An 18,442-nucleotide genomic window follows, 5' to 3' on the forward strand; every position below is an offset into this window, starting at 1 on the left:
GGCGAATGCCAATAGGGCTATATGTGTTGTTTGCTGGGGTAAACAAATCAATTGACCTGATGGCGTGGCGAACCTGCTACAAAAGCTTCAATATTTCCAATCAACTGATCAGTCAGCGTTGTGATGGCGCCAGAGCCAAGCCATGCGCAATGTGGGGTGATGATCAAATTAGGTAGATTCAGTGATAATAAAGGATTGCCTTCGCGTGGTGGCTCACTGCTGATGACATCCAGTCCAGCCCCACCAATTCGCTGTTGCTGAAGGGCATCAATCAAAGCTGCTTCGTCGATCAAGCTACCGCGTGCCGTATTGATTACCAGGGCATGCCGTTGCATCAGGTTGAATTCTCGATGTGACAGTGTGTGTTGAGTTGACTCGTTGGCTGGAAGGTGCAGGGAAATGACATCTGCCTGCCGCAATACCTCATCGAATGGCGTGTAGTCTGGTCGCGTGGTTGTTGTTCCTTTTCGTTCGGCAAACAGCACTCGCATGCCAAAAGCTTTTGCCAGTGTGACAACGCCATCACCAAGTGAGCCTCGCCCGAATATGCCCAAGGTCATATCTGCCAAGTCCCGTACGGGGTGCTGAGACAGACAAAACTGTGATGATTGCTGCCATTCGCCAGCTTGCACTGACTGACGATAGGCGAACAAATTTCGAGACAAGCTTAGGATCAACATCATCACATGCTCCGGTACTGTATGCCGGGCATAGTCCCGAACATTACAGATAGTGACACCGCGTGCCTTGCATGCAGCCAGATCGATCTGGTTTACACCAGTGGCTGCAACGGCAATCAACTGCAAATCCGGTAGCTTTGAAAGCATGTCTGCGGTGATGGGCACTTTGTTGCTAATGGCAATGCATGCGCCTTGTAGGCGCTCAATCACCTGTTCTGGGTTGGTTTGAGGGTAATCGACCCAGCGATGTGGAAATGCGGGCGACCGCAGTGTAGCGGGTAGGCTTTGACGATCAAGAAAGACAATCAACGGATTCATGTGGTGGTAGCTCCTATGCGGCGAGGATGAGCATTATAGGGATTGATAACCGAGCATGCCCAGCGAGTAGATGGTTGGATGCATGCTGTTTGCATCGCTGACTGGCGACGACGATTGAGATAGCGCTGTCAGCCTTACTAAGGGGGCGGAACGCGCTATGATGTTGGCCACTTTGATGCGTGCATATGGGGCCGTGGAGTGATTTGCTGGCACATTGAACAGCGACACGTATTAGATATCCTCAATATCCTTTCGAAAGAACATGGTGTCGGATAATGTGCTGGTAGCCTGATGCTGCGCGCTGTTCTTCCCTTGGTTGTCGGGGAATTGGGATTGCTTACAGTGCTGTATGAAAGAATTGGTGGGCTTCGACGACTGGCAGTTGTCGTACAAAATATAACGCAGTGTGACTTGGTACGATGTCGACAGAGCCTGATAGACAGGCGGAATCAAGATGGGAGAGCAGGCAATCATGTTGCAAGGAAAGAGAGTATGGATTACCGGCGCGTCCAGCGGTATCGGCGCAGCAACGGCGCGCAGCCTCGCCACTTCGGGTGCGGAAGTTGTGCTTACGGCACGTCGCGAGAATCTGCTGGTTGATCTGGCTGATGAGGTATCTCAGGCTGGGGGCAAGCCCATTATTCGGCCCGTGGACGTCTCTGAGCGGGCAGCGATGGAAGAGTTGGGGAAAGAGTTGAGTGCAATGGGCGGGATTGATGTTTTGATCAACAACGCGGGGGTGATGCCGCTATCACCGATGCATATGGTCCGGGTTGACGAGTGGGAAAAAATCATTGATGTGAACCTGAAAGGTGCACTGTATGCCATTGCTGCCGTGTTGCCTACGATGAAGGAACGCAAGAACGGCCATATCATCAATTTGAGTTCTGTGGCTGCCAAAGTGACGTTTGCCTCAGCTGCGGTCTTTTGTGCCAGCAAGGCGGGGTTACGGGCGGTGTCCGACGCCTTGCGCAAAGAAGCACTCCATTATGGCGTAAGGGTTACAGACATCCAGCCGGGTGCAGTAGCAACCGAGCTGCCAAAGAGTATTCGTGTTGACCCGATTCGAGAAGAGGTAACATCCAAAGGGGGGGTATGGGGGCCAGATGCTGAAATCTTGCGCCCGGAAGATGTGGCTGCTGCCATCATGTTTGCGATTGCTCAGCCTGACCACGTTGATGTGAGCGAGATCATGATTCGACCCCGTCTACAGGAACATTGATCTACACAGTGGCAGCAAAAAGCCCCGTCAATCAGGTGGGGCTTTTAAATTTGCTGGAAAAGCTAGCGAGCCACAATATCGCGATAAGCATGCCAACTGGCCAGGCCAATCAGTGGCATGGTCAGAATCAGGCCCGTATAGTAAGTGACGAAGCCGATGATACAGCACGCCACAATGATCAAGCCCCATACCAACATGGCAGCCGGGTTGCGCCACATGGCCAGGCTGCTGGTAAAAATGGCAATCAAGGTATCGCCATCACGATCCAGCAACATCGGGATCGACACGACGCTAATGGCAAACACCAATGCGGCAAATATAAATCCGCTACCAAAATAGACCAACAGGAAGGGCAGGTTGTCTTCGGTGAAAAATGTCGTTGACAGCATACTGTCCAGTGTGGGTATCTGATCGGTATAAAACAGTGCGAAAACGACAACGGAAACCCGCATCCATCCGGCAAACATCAGGGCAAGGATCATGGCAAATAAGCCGATGCCGGACAGGTTTTGCCGCCAGGCTGAGAGGGTGGGGAGCAGGCTGACGGCCTCCTGCATTTCCAGTCGGCGACTGGTTTCATAAAGTCCCATGGCCAAAAACGGCCCCAACAACATGAAACCGGTTACCAGCGTGATGGTCTGGTGTGGTGCGGCAACAAATATTCGATGTAGGAAGACGCCCATCAAGCTGAATATCAGTCCATAGAACAAACAGGGAAACGGCGCGTTGCGAAAATCGCGCCAAGCCAGCGCCAGCCATTTGAAGGGTTCTTGCATCGGCACATTACGGATGGTGGGAAAGCTGGGTACGGTTTGCTCCGGCTGCAGTGTGTCCTGCATCGTGTTCTCTCCTTCGGAATCGTTATTGTTTGCCATCATGACATTCATGGCCGATTTGGCCAGAAATACGGGCTGTGGTTTTTTTGTTGTTGCAACAGTTATTTAGCGCCCGTGGTCGGTAAATTGCAAGCAGTGCTGTTCTGCCATATATCCGCCTTATCATGCGGGTTGAGGCTGTTGCAATGCACCACTACAATAGCGGCCTCCCTTCACTTACCTCAGGTCAAAGCACGCCCATGTCGGATATCCTGAATACCATTCTCGCCGTCAAGCATGACGAGGTCGCCGCGGCACGCGCAATTCAGCCATTGGATGCAGTACGCGCAGCAGCTGCGGGGCAGGCACCAGCACGTGATTTTGTCGGTGCCATTCGTAGCAAGCTTCAGCGACATTTGCCTGCTGTCATTGCCGAAATCAAAAAAGCCAGCCCAAGCAAGGGGGTGATCCGTGAGAACTTTCAACCTGCAGAGATTGCAGCGAGCTATGCCAAACATGGTGCGGCATGCCTTTCTGTTTTGACGGACCGCCAGTTTTTTCAGGGGGACGTGGCCTATCTGCAAGCGGCGCGGGCCGCATGTGATTTGCCGGTGTTGCGCAAGGATTTTCTGGTAGACGAGTATCAGGTGTACGAAGCACGTGCCATGGGGGCTGATTGCATTTTGTTGATTGCAGCGGCGTTGGACTTGGTCACCATGCAGCGTTTTGAGTCAATTGCTCAGCAGTTGGGGATGGCGGTACTGGTGGAGGTGCACAATGGGGAAGAATTGCAATTGGCTTTGCAGCTTGCAACGCCTTTGATTGGGATCAACAACCGTAATTTGCGGACATTCGACGTATCGCTGGCAACGACTCTGGACCTGTTGGCGGCTATACCTGCTGATCGGATCGTGGTCACCGAAAGCGGGATACTGACGTCAGCTGATGTTGCCCTGATGCGTCAACACAATGTGCATACCTTCCTGGTTGGGGAGGCATTCATGCGGGCGCCGGAGCCTGGTATGGAGTTGGCCAGGCTATTTGCCGACGCCACTTGATGCATGCTGTCATCGCCATGTAATGCACAGATCAGACAATGCCACCGCAATCTGTTGCGTATTTGCAACTCTTGCACAGATAAAAGCGCGTTAACCTGCGTGCAAGCTTGCCCTGCGTTTTCCCGCTTTGGCAAAATGGCTGTCAGGTTTCCCCAAAGGGAGCTGGTCGTATGGTATGCGGCCGCAAAAGTAAGATACAAACCTCAAGGAGCATCGAATGAACAAGAAACTGATTGCAATCGCCGTAGCAGGCGCAGTTGCTGCACCGCTCGCCATGGCAGAAAACAGTGTGACCCTGTATGGTCAGGCTCGTGTAGGTGTTGAGCACATCAAGACCAAGAACACAGATTCTGCCTCCACCGCTGCTACCATTTCTAAGTCACGCGTTGCTGACTGGACTTCCCGCATCGGTTTCAAGGGCCAGGAAGAACTGGGCGGCGGTATGAAGGCTTTGTGGCAAGTTGAACAGGCTGTCAAGCTGGATGATGGTTCGAGTGGCACGTTCGCTTCCCGTAACTCGTATGTTGGTCTGGGTGGCGGTTTTGGTGCGATCAAGTTGGGTCGCCATGATACGCCTTACAAGCAAACTGGTGGTGATGCACTCACCTTCGGTATGGTCGGTTCTGCTGACATCAACGGCGCCAAAGGTTTGATGCACCGTGGCGATCAGCGTGCCAACAATGCAATTTGGTATGAATCGCCGAACTTTGGTGGTTTCACGACATCGGTTATGTATGGCACTGCTGAAAACAAAGAACCAGCAACCGCTACTGCCAAGGCAATTGACACCAACCTGTGGTCTGCCAATGCAATCTACAAATCAGATATGTTTGAGGGTGGTATTGGCTACTTGCATCATGAAGATGCTGAGTTGAACTACAAAGCAAATGCTGATGTGAAGACTGACGCTTTCATCGGTTACGCAGCTGTGAAGTTCGGTCCTGCCAAGATCATTGGTGGCGTAGAGCATACAGAAGAGAAGATGCCCGCTTCTGGCGCAGTCTCTTCCTACAAGCGTAAGCGCGATAGCTGGACGCTGGGCGGTACGTTTGATATTGGTGCCATTCAGCTGCGCGCGGCTTTTGTTGAAGCTCGCAAGTTGAAGTCCAACTCTGCGGTAGAGACAACCGACGATACCAAGGCCAAGCAATTCATGCTGGGTGCTGGTTATGCTTTCTCCAAGCGTACCGAAGCCATGGCGTTCTACACCAAGATCGACAACCAGAAGAATGCAGCGTTTGACTTCGATACCAACGCACTGGGTGTGACTGTTGGTCAAGATCCGGAAGCGTTCGGCGTAGGTCTGCGTCACAAGTTCTAAGCTTCACGTTTAGACTGCCCTACGAAGACGGGTGCCAATCGGCACCCGTTTTTTATTGGGGGTTGCACATATGCAACATCGGCCTGGCTGAATCAGGAAATTAGAATAAAAGCACTTGTCATGCCTGATGGCGTCTTGGCAGAATCAGTAAAAACCCGAATATGGGTATGTAATACATCGGCTGATGGACAGCGGGTGTCAAAGAGGGAGAGAAAATAATGCAAATCAAGCGTTCCGTGCTGGCTATCAGTTTGGCGATGGCGATGCCAGTCGCGTTTGCCGAATCAGTTACAGTGTACGGCCATGTGGCCATGGGGTTGGAGCAAGTTCAAGCCAAAGGCGCAACACAGTATGACGCAACCTCGCCTTACAATACGCCTGTAAATGCAGCATTGGCGAATGGGCAGACGGATATTCCTTCGAAAACCCGCGTGACGGATGCGTTGTCGCATCTGGGGATCAAAGGGCAGGAAGATTTGGGTGGTGGGATGACTGCCTTCTTCCAGATCGAATCGGCGATCAAGCCCGATGATGGTTGTGGCTATGTGGGTTGCGCTTTCTCTGATGTATCCAAGCCGGCGTCAGGACAAGCCACGATTGGTACCCGCCAGTCATTTGTTGGGCTGCGTGGCAAGTATGGCACGTTGCAAGCCGGTCGCCTGGACATGTACTTTGATAAGCACGTTCCCAATGAACTGCATTTGCTGCGTTCGGGCAACAACTCAACCGCATTGGCTGTACTGGGTTATGCGTTCAATTCAGGTGGGGCTGCAGCAGGGTTTATTCCCCGACTGTCAGCATTACCACCTGGGGCTGTTGATGCGAGACTGCTACCGCTTTCCAGTTTTGCTGTCCCGTTTTACAACGTTGGCAACCGTGCCAGCAATGTCATCCAATATCGTTCACCTAATTTCAAAGGCCTCTCTGCGCTGGTGGCGACAACAGCACCTGAATCCAAAGGCGTATACAATCTGGATGACACGGGCAATAATGGTTTTACCGGAATTGCCGCTGGCCTGAACGGGTTGACTGGCGGGCGTCAAGTTAGACCGCAAGCTACCGAGGTCACCATTGCATACTTCCCAGGTTGGATGTTTACCAGCTTGGCATTCATGCAAGAAAAAGATCCCGTGCCACTGGTGGCAGGCGGTATTATCGACAAAGCCTATGGAGTGAAATTCTCTTTAGGGGCGAATCTGACACCAGCACTCCGTCTAGGAATGGTGTTTGAACGGCAGGTCAACAAATACAACGCTGCTTTTGCGCAAAATGTGCAAAACCTGAGTCGCTTGACCGGTGCACCACAAACTGTCGGGGATGCTAGCCGTGAAACCTGGGTACTGGGTGCCAGCTACAAGTTCTCGGATGCCTTTGATGTATTTGCCACCTATGCCAAGGCCAATGATATCAAGCAATGGAATGGCAGTACCGATAACGAGTCCGGAGCGCACTACTATCAACTGACGGGCTTCTACAACTTGTCCAAACGTACGAATCTCTACACCACTTATGCCCGTGTCGAAAATGAAGCCAATGCGGCATACAATTTCTTTATTAATGGTGCGGTGACCGGTGATAGTGGGCGTCAGGCGCCATTTGTGGCGACACCCCGTGGTGCAGACCCGAGTTCCTATCAGGTGGGTATTAGCCACAATTTCTGATGCGTGGCTTGGCGAGGTACTGATTGCGAAATGAAGAGCCGCCTGCTTGGCGGCTTTTTCTTACTTACGGTTTGCATGGCAAAATTCGGGTGGAATCTGAATGCGAGCGATTAAGGGCGCGATATGAATACAACGCGTGTGAATCGATTCGTTATCCCGACATGGGTTGTGATGATAGGGATGGCCATGCCGGGATGGGTGAGGGCGGAGGTATCGTCACGTGAATTTAAATTACCGTTGCAAACAGCGCCATTTGCAACACGCGATGACCTCAAGGCAGTTGTGTTGAAGTATGCAGAAGCCCAGGCCGTTTGGGCGGGCCAAGTTACCGGCACCAAGGTGGCTGGCCAAGTGAAACGTGACAAGACACGGGTCGTTCATTATTTGGATCAACCAGGGGAGTGTGGGTTGCGTGCTGCGGGTTTGATCCTGCGGGTGCGGGCGAATGGCGAACGACAGGTGCTCACGCTGAAAACACGCTCTGCTGATACAGAGTCAATTCAACGAATGAAATTGAATGAGGCAGAAGAGAGCGCCAAGTTGGAAGAGGATATCTCGCCACCAATGGAGACCAAGGTATCCCGTTCGGTATCTCGGGATGTTGCGTTGCCGCCAGCAGATCTGGATTCGTTGCGCCAATTGTTTCCCGCACTGAACGGGTGGCCTCTGGCAAAGGGGCCATTGGCAGTTGTTGGTGGTACAGAAATTCGAGAAGAAACCTATGATTTGCCCAACATCATTTTTGCTGGCATAAAAGCAAAAGCTGATGTGACCTTGTGGTATGGCGCAAAAGATGGTGTATTGCGGTTTGCTGAAACGTCGTTTCGATATGCTGTGCCAAGCGCTGCGGACCAAGCCCGGCAGACTGCCGACCGCGCTGCAAAGCTCTTTCAAGCGATGCAGGAGGGTTTATGGTCTGCTGCCACAGAAAATCGGCAGACGAAAACAGACTGGATATACGACGATGCAGGAAAGGGATTTTGCTTGCGGGCCAATACCAAGGTTATTAGTCGTGGATGATGGCAGCCACTACTCGTCTACCTTCTGTGGTCAAAATATTGAAGGTGCGGCACATGGCTGCCGTATCCATCACTTCCAGCCCGACCTGGCGGGCAGTCAGCGCCTTGTATAAACGAGGATGCGGAAAACGTAGGCGCGCACCCGTGCCCAGTAGCACGACTTCTGGGTCATGTTCGAGAATGCGCGTGAAGTGACTTTCATCCAGGCTGGCAAAGTCTGGCGTGCTCCAAGGTACAATGGTATTGGCAGTCACCAGCAGATTGCCTTCGTGCCGGTTTCTGTTGATATCGACATAGCCTTCACCATAGCCGGTGAACAAGTAGCCTTCTGTGGTGGAAAGATGCAGCTTCATAGCGTCAGTTGATCACAAAGGTTGAATGAGTCGCCAAATCGCCATCCTGGCGTTGTCACTTGTTGAGTCTTGGGATGCACAGACTTTTCTTTGCAGTGCACCATTTAGTCAGGTAGGATTATAACCCGTTTCATCTGCAATATATTTCGTCCATTTGTGGCGAATTCGAAGGAAGATTGCGTGATTGACCATTTGTTTTCAATTGCCCGGGCTACCCGGGAAGGTATCGCGGCGCGACGTTATGTTTGCGCCACCGCGATGGCCCGTCGCGGGCGCCGATAATCAATCCCCCGCCCGGCCGCGCGCCCGACAAGACGCGCAACCTGTTGAATAACAAAGTTAGAAAGTCTGGTCATGCAACCCATTCTCAAGTCCAATAAATTGCTCAACGTCTGTTATGACATCCGTGGCCCCGTTCTGGAACGGGCCAAACAGATGGAAGACGAGGGGCACCGCATCATCAAACTGAACATCGGCAACCCGGCGCCATTTGGTTTCATGGCGCCTGACGAAATTCTGCAGGATGTAATCCACAATCTGCCTGATGCCTCGGGTTATTGCGATTCCAAGGGCTTGTTCTCGGCTCGCAAGGCGGTCATGCATTATACCCAGCAGAAAAAGGTAGTGGGTGTGGCCATCGACGACATCTATATCGGTAACGGAGTCTCCGAGCTGATTGTGATGTCGATGCAAGCCTTGCTCAACAACGGTGACGAAGTGTTGGTGCCTGCGCCTGACTACCCACTCTGGACTGCTGCTGTGAGCCTGGCGGGTGGTCACGCACAGCATTATGTCTGTGATGAGCAAACGGGGTGGTTGCCGGATATCAACGATATTCGCAACAAGATCACACCCAATACCCGCGCGGTCGTGGTGATCAACCCGAATAATCCGACTGGGGCCGTGTACTCTGATGACGTATTGAAAGAGATCCTGGCATTGGCTCGTCAGCATCAGCTGATTGTTTATGCTGATGAGATCTACGACAAAGTGTTGTACGACGGCCGTACCCACACGTCGATTGCTTCGCTGGCAGAGGATGTGCTGTGCATCACCTTTGGCGGGCTGTCGAAGAATTACCGTGCTTGCGGCTATCGTGCTGGCTGGATGATTGTCTCGGGCGAGAAAAAGCACGCCAAGGATTATATCGAAGGCCTGAATATGTTGGCCTCGATGCGGTTATGCGCCAATGTGCCGGCACAACATGCCATCCAGACCGCGCTGGGTGGTTATCAAAGTATCGATGACCTGGTTGCCCCAGGTGGTCGGCTATGTCGTCAACGTGATCTGGCTTGGCAATTGTTGACGGATATTCCGGGTGTCAGCTGCGTCAAGCCGCAAGGGGCGTTGTACCTGTTTCCCAAACTTGATCCCAAGTTGTACCCGATTGCCGATGACCAGCAGTTCATTCTTGAGTTGTTGCTGGAGGAGAAAGTGTTGCTGGTACAGGGTACTGGCTTCAACTGGATGAATCCAGACCATTTCCGGGTGGTTTTCCTGCCTAACAGTGATGATCTGACCGATGCCATTGGCCGTATCGCTCGCTTCCTTGAGCACTATCGAAAACGGCACGCGGTGTAAATCATGCATATTCTGGCGATTACGGATGGCAACAAACGGCTGGTTGAGGCAGACTGGCTCGTTCGGGCTGAATCGATACATCGCCAGTTGCGCCCACAACTGCCTGCCGACTACCTTGGTGTCATGGCAGCTGTGATGGCTGATGGCGGTGAGATGATTGTGGCCATTGAAGGCCAGACTGTCATGGGTCTGGCTGTTTTTCGCAGTTTTCGTGATACCTTCAACGGGCTGCGTTTTTACGTTGATGATCTCGTGACGGACGAGACGCAACGCTCGCAAGGCGTCGGCCACGCGCTGATCGCCTGGCTCGAAACTGAAGCCAGAAGGCGTGGAGCGACCAATCTCTCGCTGGAATCCGGTACGCAACGCACCCAGGCTCACAAGTTTTACTTTCGCGAGGGTTTTGTGATTCCCTCGTTTTCTTTTCGTAAACCTTTATAAGCCGGACACACGTACACCATGAAACCGATCAATGTAGGTTTGTTGGGCATTGGTACCGTAGGTGGTGGCACTGCCACCGTCCTGAAACGCAATGCCGAGGAAATCAGCCGCCGCGCTGGTCGTGCCATTCAATTGCGAATGGTGGCCGACCTGAACACCGACCGCGCACGCGAGGTCGTCGGGGCGGGCGTCGAAGTGACTAGTGACGCAAATCAAGTGGTTAACCATCCTGATATTGATATCGTTGTTGAATTGATTGGCGGTACAGGCATTGCCAAAGACATGGTGCTGAAGGCCATCGACAATGGTAAGCACGTGGTCACTGCCAACAAGAAGCTACTGGCCGAATATGGCAACGAGATTTTCGCCCGTGCCCAGGAAAAAGGCGTAACGGTTGCATTTGAAGCAGCGGTGGCTGGTGGCATTCCGATCATCAAGGCGTTGCGAGAAGGCTTGACCGCCAACCGGATTGAATGGATTGCAGGCATCATCAATGGTACTTCCAATTTCATTCTGACCGAGATGCGTGAGAAAGGTGCCGACTTTGCAGATGTGCTCAAGGAAGCACAACGGCTGGGTTACGCGGAGGCAGATCCGACATTCGACATTGAAGGCCATGATGCCGGCCATAAGCTGACATTGATGTCGGCGATTGCATTCGGCATTCCCGTGCAGTTCTCCAAGGCCTATCTGGAAGGTATCTCCAAACTCACCAGTCAGGATATCGGTTATGCCGAGCAATTGGGTTATCGTATTAAGTTACTGGGTATAACCAAACGCAAGGCATCAGGTATTGAGTTACGTGTACACCCGACCCTGATTCCGGAAAAGCGCCTGATCGCCAATGTGAATGGGGTGATGAACGCAGTGCTGGCCAAAGGTGATGCTGTTGGTCAGACCATGTATTACGGCGCTGGTGCTGGTGCTGAACCCACTGCTTCAGCGGTGGTAGCGGATCTGGTCGATGTTACGCGTTTGGCAACGGCTGATCCGGAGCATCGTGTTCCGCATCTCGCATTCCAGCCGAACAAGATGGCCGACTTGCCGATTTTACCGATTGATGAAATCGAAACCTGTTATTACCTGCGCCTGAATGCCGCGGACAAGCCCGGTGTGTTGGCCGACGTGACCCGTATTCTGGCTGACGCCGGCATCTCGATCGATGCGATGATGCAAAAAGAACCAGAAGCAGGGGAGGACCGTGCGGATGTGATCATCCTGACTCATCTGGCGATTGAAAAACATGTCAATGCGGCGATTGCCAAGATTGAAGCATTGCCGACCATCAATGGCGCGGTGACGCGTATCCGTGTTGAAGCGCTCGACAACTGAGGAACCGGGGATGCAGTACATATCAACTCGTGGTGGCATGCCACCAGCGTCGTTCAGCGATATTCTGTTGGGTGGCCTGGCGCCGGATGGTGGTTTGGTCGTGCCGGCAGTGTATCCACAGATTGACATCGAGACATTGGCTGCGTGGCGTCAACTCAGTTACCCGCAGCTGGCCTTCGAAATCATCCGCCTGTTCGCCACGGATATTCCGGAAACGGATTTGCAGGATATCATCGAGCGTACTTATACCGCACACGTATTCGGTAGTGCCGAGATTGCGCCGATCAAGACACTGACACCCAAGCTGCATATTCTTGAGCTGTCGAACGGACCAACGCTGGCATTCAAAGACATGGCCATGCAATTGCTGGGTAATCTGTTCGAATATGTGCTGGCCAAGCGGAACGAGACCATCAACATCGTCGGCGCTACTTCGGGAGATACCGGATCTGCTGCAGAATACGCGATGCGCGGCAAACGGGGCGTGAATGTGTTCATGTTAAGCCCGTTCGGCAAGATGAGCGCATTTCAGCGTGCGCAGATGTATAGCCTGCAAGACTCGAATATCTTCAATATTGCCATCGAAGGCATGTTTGATGATGCGCAGGATATGGTGAAAGCGGTCAATAATGACGCTACATTCAAAGCGCAGTACAAAATTGGTGCCGTCAACTCCATCAATTGGGGGCGGGTCATTGCACAGGTGGTGTATTACTTCAAAGGCTATTTTGCTGCCACGAAAAGCAATGATGAGCAAATCAGTTTCGTGGTGCCATCGGGCAACTTTGGTAATGTCTGTGCAGGTCATATTGCCCGCCAGATGGGGTTGCCGATTCAGCGGTTGGTGGTGGCTACCAATGAAAATGATGTACTGGATGAGTTCTTCCGAACAGGTGTCTATCAGGTACGAGGTGAAGCACAGCCAACCTCGAGCCCGTCCATGGATATTTCGAAGGCTTCCAATCTCGAACGCTTTGTGTTCGACTTGGTTGGACGTGATAGTGCAAAGCTGGCTGACTTGTGGCAGCAGGTTGATCAAGCTGGCGGGTTTGATCTGTCTGCAACGGCCTTCTTCGGGCAAATGGGTAGTGCTTATGGCTTTACTTCCGGCCGTAGCAACCATGCCGACCGCTTGGCGACCATCCGGTTGGTCAAACAGCAATTTGACGTGGTAATCGATCCCCATACTGCTGATGCCATGAAAGTGGCACTGGAGCAGCGTGACAAGACAGTGGCTACCGTTGTGCTTGAAACAGCCCTGCCAATCAAATTTGAGGAAACTATCCTTGAAGCACTGGGTGAGCGCCCACCTCGCCCAGCCTTTGCTGATGCCTTGGAAAAGCTGCCGCAGCGTGTGGACGTGATGAAAGCAGATGTGGAGACGCTTAAGCAATATATCGTGTCGCACATTGGTTGATCTGATATCCCACCAGCAAAACGGCAAGCTATTGAAGCTTGCCGTTTTTGTTTCAATCATCAAAGTCTGATTTGTTTGTCTAATTGCTAACCTTACTTGAACATCGGGCTGATAGTCCCCAGCGCGTGCGCTCGCCCGGCGAGCCACCGTTTCAAGCGATCCTTTTGCTGTTCTGTAATGGTACCCAGCATGACAGTTGTTACCAGCGTGGCGCTGACAACAGTCAGATAGTAGCTGAGCTGTTGACGATCACCTTCAATGGCAACGTTGAAAAAGAACAATATCGGCAAATGGAACAAGTAGATCGAGAAGGTGTAGGTAGATGCTTTGCGGATGGCTGGGCCAATGGCTGTGAACAGTGCTGCAAAACGACTGGCAATTCGTCGAAAGCCAAGAAAGTTGGCGCCAATGATGAGCGCCAGCAGATAATCACCAACAAAATGCTTGGAAAAGTGTAGTTGGGTGTACAGCCAAGTCCCAAGGACTTGCTCGGTCAGGGTCGAGAGGTGTTTGACGACATCCATCCACTGGTAAAGCACGATCCCGACCAATGAACCAATCCACAACAGCCAGCCTGTCGGCTCGGTAATGGCATAGCCTCGCTGGTTGCGATAAAGCACGACACCGAACAGCCAGATAGGTGCCAACAACAAGATCTTTGGTCCAATCAGCAGGCATGCCAAGCTTAACCATAACCAGCGCAATCTGGCTGGTGCAAAGCACCAGATGGAAAACAGCAGGTAGTAGGCCATCTCGTAACACAGCGACCAGTAGGCGGAATTGGAGAATGGCATGATCGATACCAGCCATAATTCATTGGTAAAGGTCAGGCTGGCAGCAATTCGAATCCACCAATAGTCGTGGGTGGTAATGCTGCCAGCGTAAAAGCTTGGATCGATCTGGCTGCCAGCCCAGTCGAAAAGGGGGGTGATCAGAATGGCTGGCAGGGCAACCGAATAAATGCGGGCAAAGCGGCTGACCCAGTATTCACGCGCAGTGTTTTCTTTGGTGTCGGCCACAAACGCAATCACATAACCAGAGAGCAGAAAAAACACGATCACGGCATTGTGGCCAAAGGATTGCGGCAGGATATTGGTGGCAATCAAGCTGCGCATATTGGCGTGTGAAAACAGCACAGCCAATGCAGCGGTCAGGCGGAGCAAATCAAGATATAAGGAAAAGTGGCGAGTCATGCACTACCTGTGCGGGTGGGCGGGTGCCGGAAATGAGCACCCTGGTCTGCGGGTTAGACTTTGCGCTTGGCTTCGAAGTGCTCACTGGCCAGCGCTGTAGCATGACCGATCGCCGCGTTGACGTGACGTCGCCAGGCATTGAGCGACAACGGATTTTCTACCTTACGCGCCAGCAGCTGGCCAGGAATCTTGGTCAGGGCATACAACTTTTCCGGAACTTTGCGCTTGGCGATCATCAATCCACGGAAGTTGGTCCACCACCAATCTGACTGTTGCATGAATTCTTCCAGCCGTGGCACGCCGAAACCAGGGTGATATAGATTGAATGCGATGGTGATACGCTGTGTGTCACCACCATATATTTCTACGGAATGCATCAGACTGGCTGGGAACAACAACATTCGGCCATTTTTCGGCATCATCAGATAATCACGACGTAGGGTATCAGTGTTTTGGTTGATGTCGATGGCAACATGAGTCCAATCCTCGAAACGGGTACGCCCCCCACCTACTTGACCGGACTCGATATCGCCAACATTCACATAATATACGCCAGAGAAAAACGAATAGCGGCCTAAGTGGTCGTGTGTCCGGTTGAAATGCCCTTTTTCATTCACGTTGGCCCAAGCACGAATTTTCCAGCCGCTTTCAAACGCAGGGTCACGTCGGCCGATTTGTCGAGCGACATATTCCTGTGCCAGCTTCAGCATGCGCTCAACCAACTGTTGCGTGGCTGGGTCATCCCATTCCTGTAGATTGGTGTCGGACTGCCAGCCCCCTCTGTTGGTCTTGACGACGCCAGTTGTGGTCTCTCTGCGTTTCAGGACCGCATCTCGCAGGGCTTCGTTGAGCGTTTGACTGTCAGGCCAGTCGAAAAAGATGACTGGGGAGGGAAACAGTAATTCGAATTGGGCTGCAGCGGTATCTGCAGTGATATCGTTATTGACGATCATATTCATCAGGGTCCAACCAAACCATTGAAAAGCCATTTTGCTATCAGCGGTTTATGTGAAATATAATTAAAATCTTATACTTAACTGTGTTCTTGTTGCCGAAAGCATAGTAGATTCGCTGCGCTGCCGCAATCTTTGGCATCAGTACTATTTGGCTGTCGGTTCAAAGGTGGTGGCAACTTGGGTGACGGATGTCCAGCAACTTGATCGTGTTGATTACCCTGGCATATACCGTTTACAGAAGGGCTGCAAGTGAGGTAGATGGGTTAGGTCAGTCTCTGCAGAATTGACGGCAGAGAATACATGTCGTCAAACGGTGTGGCATAGGGATGGTGGTGTTGATGGGAGGCAGGCAGGAATTGTATCGCCCGCATGCCAGCTGCTTTGGCGGCTTCTACTCCCACCTTGCTGTCCTCAATGACTACGCACTTATCTGGATCATACCCCATGATTTGTGCAGCATGGAGAAATAAATCAGGTTCAGGTTTCCAGCTGTTGATTTCATAAGCGCTGAATAATCGATTGCCAAAGTAGGATGCCAGACCAGTGACTGCCAGAGCGTATTGAATTTTGGCTAGGGGGCCACTGGAGGCAATACAAAATGGCTGCTTCAGTCTAGCGAGCATGTCAGGTACGCCAGGTATGGGTTCCAGGCGGGTCTCAAACAGCTCGACGACACGCTTGCGGTAGCGAGGCTCGAAATCAGCCGGAACAGGAAGCCCATGGGTTTCGGCGAGGTCGCTGAGTATATGCGCCAGTTTCATGCCGCGGTAATGCCGTGTCAGTGTGGCTGCATCTTGTTCCAATTCAGGTAGCAAATCTACCATGGCTTGATGGCAGAGGGTTTCGCTGTCAACCAGCGTACCATCCAGATCAAATATGACGCAATATGGCTTCATAGCAGGCCACCAAAGGTACGACGTGCAAGGCAAAGGTCTTCCCATGCACGGGCTTTATCCGGCAGGTTACGTAGTAGATAGGCTGGATGATAGGTAATGATCAGTGGCAGACCATGGTATTGATGTACCCGGCCACGCAGGCTTCCGATACGGGCGTCACTCTTGGTCAGGCTTTGCGCCGCAAAGCGACCTAGTGCGACAATGATCTTGGGTTGAATCAACTCGATTTGTCTCAGCAGGAACGGTTCGCATTGTGCAACTTCATACGGGTCCGGGTCGCGGTTTTGCGGTGGACGACACTTGAGCACATTGGCAATGAAGACGTTTTCCTGGCGTGTCAGACCTATACTACCCAACATGTTGTCCAGCAACTTGCCTGCAGGACCGACAAAAGGTTCAGCCCGTTTGTCCTCTTCGCTACCAGGTGCTTCGCCAACAATCAACCAGTCAGCTTGTGGATTACCTACCCCGAAAACCGTGTTTTTGCGGGATTCGCACAATTTACAGGCACGGCAGGTGGCCACTTGCTGTTGAAGCGCTGGCCAATCCAGTTGTTGAATGGTCTGAGTGCGGGCAGTAGTCTGAACCGACGTGGCCGCTGCCGGTACAACGGTTGCCATCTCAATGATCGATACACGAGGTGGTGGTGCGACACGCGGCGGAACACCTGCTGTTGATGTTAGAGGCACTGTCTGGGTGGCAGTACGTGGTGATATCCTGCTGGGAGCTGGAGCTGGAGCTGGAGCTGGAGCTGGAGCTGGAGCTGGAGCTGGAGCTGGAGCTGGAGCTGGAGCTGGAGCTGGAGCTGGAGCTGGAGCTGTGACGATGGGGAGGGGCTCGTCTGCCATCAATATCCCATCTTCAACTGGCTCGCTACCACGCAACCGCCAAATCGGCCTCAGTCCCATTTCATTTAACAATAGCTGACGGCGGCTCACAGCATCAACTCCATTAATATGGCATTTTCACGCCCGTGTTTGGCTGGATAGTAATTTCTTCGTTCACCTGTACGGTTAAACCCCATGGCATAGTAAAGCGTTTGCGCAACCTGGTTGGAATCGCGTACCTCAAGTAGCATGATGGCGGCGCCATGTGCACGGCTGGTCTCAATGGCAAACTCAAGTAATGCACGGCCCCAGCCCTTGCCTTGATGATGTTTGGCAATGCTGATGTTGAGCAGATGTGATTCGTCCACAATTGGTTGCATGATGCAGTAGCCAACCTGCGTGCCATCTTGACGGGCAACCCAGCAACTGTGACCTGCCTTGAGTGAATCCGCAAAATTACCGCGGGTCCATGGGTAAGGGTAGATCAGGTTCTCGATCGCAATCACGGCATCCAGATCGTTTTCCTGCATGCGTTCAAACTGCAGTGTCATTTGCGGGGTTGCTCATGCACGGTCAATGCAACCTTGTCGCGTAGATAAAGCAAGGTAGCTTCATGGGCTGGTTGCCCCTGTCCTGCAGCCAATGCACGGGCCGCCAGCGGAGCAATGGCTGTGGCAAGTGGATAACGACTTGGGTCAGTGCCGATCAATTGAGTGCCATAACGGGTTTGCAGCATATCCGCGAAGGCTGTAAAGCCATTGCCGACCGCATACCAACTGTCGCCTGGCAGAGAAGGCGTGGTATCCGGATCATAAAGGCCGGGGGCAATCACAGTTTGCCAGCCATCGTGATTACGTTGATAGGCCGCGAAATACACCTGATTCATTCGTGCATCCATGCAGGTGATCACTTTCTCACCGCCACAATCCTGTGCCAGTGCCATCAGGCTATTGATGCCAACGACAGGTAAGTGATGAGCAAACGCCAAGCCCTGAATCAGGCCGCAGCCAATGCGAAGGCCCGTGAATGAACCCGGGCCATTACAGAAGGCCAAGCCATCGAGGTTGGCCAGATCGAGCCCGCTTTCATCCAGCACTGCGCGGACCATCGGTAAGGTAAGTTCGGAATGTTTTTGTCCGGCATGGCATTCGCGACTCGTCACGACGCCATCGCGCCAACAGGCGACGGACAAATGTTCGGTAGAGGTATCGAGAGCAAGTAGTTTCACACCTCGATTGTACCATTTTGCTGCATTCGGGCCTAAGTCCCGTTAACGATGGGTGATTGCGGGGGAGGTCTACCTACTATAAGTAACCACGATTGATATGCTTTTAAGCATAGGTTTTTTTTCC

Annotated in this window: 18 protein-coding genes; 9 read left to right on the forward strand and 9 right to left on the reverse strand. The window is 52.4% G+C overall.

The features are described from left to right. Positions 1–47: 47 nt before the first annotated feature. Complete coding sequence (locus FFS57_RS13935) at positions 48–998, reverse strand: D-2-hydroxyacid dehydrogenase (RefSeq protein ID WP_137938413.1); 951 nt, start codon at positions 996–998, stop codon at positions 48–50. Between the two features lie 472 nt (positions 999–1,470). Here FFS57_RS13935 and FFS57_RS13940 point away from each other — a divergent pair, with 472 nt between their 5' ends. Continuing rightward, complete coding sequence (locus tag FFS57_RS13940; protein ID WP_137938414.1) at positions 1,471–2,220, forward strand: SDR family oxidoreductase; 750 nt, start codon at positions 1,471–1,473, stop codon at positions 2,218–2,220. 62 nt (positions 2,221–2,282) lie between these two features. Here FFS57_RS13940 and FFS57_RS13945 read toward each other — a convergent pair whose 3' ends face one another. Continuing rightward, positions 2,283–3,059, reverse strand: a complete 777-nt coding sequence (locus FFS57_RS13945) for a DUF2189 domain-containing protein (protein ID WP_137938415.1) — start codon at positions 3,057–3,059, stop codon at positions 2,283–2,285. A gap of 236 nt (positions 3,060–3,295) precedes the next feature. Here FFS57_RS13945 and trpC point away from each other — a divergent pair, with 236 nt between their 5' ends. The 4 genes from trpC to FFS57_RS13965 all read left to right on the forward strand — a co-directional run bounded on the left by trpC (position 3,296) and on the right by FFS57_RS13965 (position 8,095). Next, entirely contained in the window at positions 3,296–4,093 is a 798-nt protein-coding gene (gene trpC / locus FFS57_RS13950) for an indole-3-glycerol phosphate synthase TrpC (protein ID WP_137938416.1), read from the forward strand. Between the two features lie 217 nt (positions 4,094–4,310). Then, complete coding sequence (locus FFS57_RS13955; protein ID WP_137938417.1) at positions 4,311–5,414, forward strand: porin; 1,104 nt, start codon at positions 4,311–4,313, stop codon at positions 5,412–5,414. Positions 5,415–5,632: 218 nt separating this feature from the next. Continuing rightward, the gene (locus FFS57_RS13960) at positions 5,633–7,075 is read left to right on the forward strand and encodes a porin (protein WP_137938418.1); all 1,443 of its coding nucleotides are present in this window, start codon (positions 5,633–5,635) and stop codon (positions 7,073–7,075) included. A gap of 123 nt (positions 7,076–7,198) precedes the next feature. Beyond that, entirely contained in the window at positions 7,199–8,095 is an 897-nt protein-coding gene (locus FFS57_RS13965; protein WP_137938419.1) for a hypothetical protein, read from the forward strand. Here FFS57_RS13965 and FFS57_RS13970 read toward each other — a convergent pair. Further along, positions 8,082–8,447 carry an Mth938-like domain-containing protein gene (locus FFS57_RS13970; RefSeq protein WP_137938420.1) on the reverse strand — a complete coding sequence of 122 codons (366 nt, stop codon included), beginning with the start codon at positions 8,445–8,447 and terminating at the stop codon, positions 8,082–8,084. The two genes, FFS57_RS13965 and FFS57_RS13970, sit on opposite strands and share 14 nt — an antisense overlap. Positions 8,448–8,801: 354 nt before the next feature. On the opposite strand from FFS57_RS13970, the gene FFS57_RS13975 reads away from it, so the two are divergent. Genes FFS57_RS13975 through thrC form a run of 4 tightly spaced genes read left to right on the forward strand, consistent with a single transcriptional unit; the run spans position 8,802 to position 13,218 of the window. Further along, positions 8,802–10,028, forward strand: a complete 1,227-nt coding sequence (locus tag FFS57_RS13975) for a pyridoxal phosphate-dependent aminotransferase (protein WP_137938421.1) — start codon at positions 8,802–8,804, stop codon at positions 10,026–10,028. A 3-nt stretch (positions 10,029–10,031) separates the two neighbouring features. Beyond that, on the forward strand, positions 10,032–10,469 hold the full coding sequence (locus FFS57_RS13980; protein ID WP_137938422.1) for a GNAT family N-acetyltransferase: 438 nt from the start codon (positions 10,032–10,034) through the stop codon (positions 10,467–10,469). Between the two features lie 18 nt (positions 10,470–10,487). After that, positions 10,488–11,801 (forward strand): homoserine dehydrogenase, encoded by a 1,314-nt coding sequence (locus FFS57_RS13985; protein WP_137938423.1) that lies wholly within the window; start codon positions 10,488–10,490, stop codon positions 11,799–11,801. A 10-nt stretch (positions 11,802–11,811) separates the two neighbouring features. After that, positions 11,812–13,218, forward strand: a complete 1,407-nt coding sequence (gene thrC, locus FFS57_RS13990) for a threonine synthase (protein ID WP_137938424.1) — start codon at positions 11,812–11,814, stop codon at positions 13,216–13,218. A gap of 92 nt (positions 13,219–13,310) precedes the next feature. Here thrC and FFS57_RS13995 read toward each other — a convergent pair whose 3' ends face one another. The 6 genes from FFS57_RS13995 to tsaB all read right to left on the reverse strand — a co-directional run bounded on the left by FFS57_RS13995 (position 13,311) and on the right by tsaB (position 18,318). Further along, positions 13,311–14,411, reverse strand: coding sequence for an acyltransferase family protein (locus tag FFS57_RS13995; RefSeq protein ID WP_137938425.1), 1,101 nt, complete (start codon positions 14,409–14,411; stop codon positions 13,311–13,313). Positions 14,412–14,464: 53 nt separating this feature from the next. Beyond that, on the reverse strand, positions 14,465–15,370 hold the full coding sequence (locus FFS57_RS14000; protein WP_171013938.1) for a putative 2OG-Fe(II) oxygenase: 906 nt from the start codon (positions 15,368–15,370) through the stop codon (positions 14,465–14,467). 260 nt (positions 15,371–15,630) lie between these two features. Then, entirely contained in the window at positions 15,631–16,263 is a 633-nt protein-coding gene (locus tag FFS57_RS14005; protein ID WP_137938427.1) for an HAD-IA family hydrolase, read from the reverse strand. Next, the gene (locus FFS57_RS14010) at positions 16,260–17,201 is read right to left on the reverse strand and encodes a uracil-DNA glycosylase (protein ID WP_137938428.1); all 942 of its coding nucleotides are present in this window, start codon (positions 17,199–17,201) and stop codon (positions 16,260–16,262) included. Before FFS57_RS14010 ends, FFS57_RS14005 begins: the two co-directional genes overlap by 4 nt. Next, positions 17,198–17,641, reverse strand: a complete 444-nt coding sequence (gene rimI, locus FFS57_RS14015) for a ribosomal protein S18-alanine N-acetyltransferase (RefSeq protein ID WP_249384000.1) — start codon at positions 17,639–17,641, stop codon at positions 17,198–17,200. Before rimI ends, FFS57_RS14010 begins: the two co-directional genes overlap by 4 nt. Further along, a complete protein-coding gene (gene tsaB / locus FFS57_RS14020) occupies positions 17,638–18,318 on the reverse strand; it encodes a tRNA (adenosine(37)-N6)-threonylcarbamoyltransferase complex dimerization subunit type 1 TsaB (protein ID WP_137938429.1) in 681 nt (226 codons plus the stop codon). Before tsaB ends, rimI begins: the two co-directional genes overlap by 4 nt. Positions 18,319–18,442: the final 124 nt, after the last annotated feature.

This window comes from Chitinivorax sp. B (assembly GCF_005503445.1).
Taxonomy (GTDB): Bacteria; Pseudomonadota; Gammaproteobacteria; order Burkholderiales; family SCOH01; genus Chitinivorax.

What these genes read in the sequence shown, in the direction of transcription:
- FFS57_RS13935 (WP_137938413.1), bottom strand. Translation starts at nt 998, where the DNA reads ATGAATCCGTTGATTGTCTTTCTTGATCGTCAAAGCCTACCCGCTACA.
- FFS57_RS13940 (WP_137938414.1), top strand. Translation starts at nt 1,471, where the DNA reads ATGTTGCAAGGAAAGAGAGTATGGATTACCGGCGCGTCCAGCGGTATC.
- FFS57_RS13945 (WP_137938415.1), bottom strand. Translation starts at nt 3,059, where the DNA reads ATGCAGGACACACTGCAGCCGGAGCAAACCGTACCCAGCTTTCCCACC.
- trpC (WP_137938416.1), top strand. Translation starts at nt 3,296, where the DNA reads ATGTCGGATATCCTGAATACCATTCTCGCCGTCAAGCATGACGAGGTC.
- FFS57_RS13955 (WP_137938417.1), top strand. Translation starts at nt 4,311, where the DNA reads ATGAACAAGAAACTGATTGCAATCGCCGTAGCAGGCGCAGTTGCTGCA.
- FFS57_RS13960 (WP_137938418.1), top strand. Translation starts at nt 5,633, where the DNA reads ATGCAAATCAAGCGTTCCGTGCTGGCTATCAGTTTGGCGATGGCGATG.
- FFS57_RS13965 (WP_137938419.1), top strand. Translation starts at nt 7,199, where the DNA reads ATGAATACAACGCGTGTGAATCGATTCGTTATCCCGACATGGGTTGTG.
- FFS57_RS13970 (WP_137938420.1), bottom strand. Translation starts at nt 8,447, where the DNA reads ATGAAGCTGCATCTTTCCACCACAGAAGGCTACTTGTTCACCGGCTAT.
- FFS57_RS13975 (WP_137938421.1), top strand. Translation starts at nt 8,802, where the DNA reads ATGCAACCCATTCTCAAGTCCAATAAATTGCTCAACGTCTGTTATGAC.
- FFS57_RS13980 (WP_137938422.1), top strand. Translation starts at nt 10,032, where the DNA reads ATGCATATTCTGGCGATTACGGATGGCAACAAACGGCTGGTTGAGGCA.
- FFS57_RS13985 (WP_137938423.1), top strand. Translation starts at nt 10,488, where the DNA reads ATGAAACCGATCAATGTAGGTTTGTTGGGCATTGGTACCGTAGGTGGT.
- thrC (WP_137938424.1), top strand. Translation starts at nt 11,812, where the DNA reads ATGCAGTACATATCAACTCGTGGTGGCATGCCACCAGCGTCGTTCAGC.
- FFS57_RS13995 (WP_137938425.1), bottom strand. Translation starts at nt 14,411, where the DNA reads ATGACTCGCCACTTTTCCTTATATCTTGATTTGCTCCGCCTGACCGCT.
- FFS57_RS14000 (WP_171013938.1), bottom strand. Translation starts at nt 15,370, where the DNA reads ATGAATATGATCGTCAATAACGATATCACTGCAGATACCGCTGCAGCC.
- FFS57_RS14005 (WP_137938427.1), bottom strand. Translation starts at nt 16,263, where the DNA reads ATGAAGCCATATTGCGTCATATTTGATCTGGATGGTACGCTGGTTGAC.
- rimI (WP_249384000.1), bottom strand. Translation starts at nt 17,641, where the DNA reads ATGACACTGCAGTTTGAACGCATGCAGGAAAACGATCTGGATGCCGTG.